The organism is Tamlana crocina (genome assembly GCF_012037625.1).
The window spans coordinates 1-321 of sequence record NZ_JAAVJS010000686.1 but is presented as its reverse complement, the minus strand read 5'-3'; the positions used below and the strand labels follow the sequence as shown (position 1 = coordinate 321).

1 pseudogene is annotated in these 321 nt (G+C 43.6%); it reads right to left on the bottom strand.

What is annotated here, in order from left to right:
- Positions 1-295, bottom strand: a pseudogene (locus HC176_RS18570) (hydroxymethylglutaryl-CoA reductase); the annotation flags it as partial.
- Positions 296-321 lie beyond the last annotated feature (26 nt).

Sequence of the window (321 nt, the reverse complement as noted above, 5' to 3'; positions counted from 1 at the left end):
TATCTTTTTCCGAAGCAGAAAAATTTTCATAGGTAGCGGCTTCAGCTTTAAAGGTTTCAGCAAAACGTTCAAGGCAGGAATTGATAAAATTCGCGCCCATGGAATCTTTGGTTTCAATGGTGCAGTGCAGCTGGAAGTAATCTCCCAATAATTCAGTTTTATCCCGAAGTTCCAGATTGATCACTCCGCCGCCGCGTTTTTCCATGTTCTTGGTAAGGGGAGCGACCGCCTCCAGCAATCTTGGCTTTACGTGTAGAAAGAAATCGGAAAGCTTTGATCTATCTCCCTGGTACATGAAATGCACCTGACCTATTTTTTGAG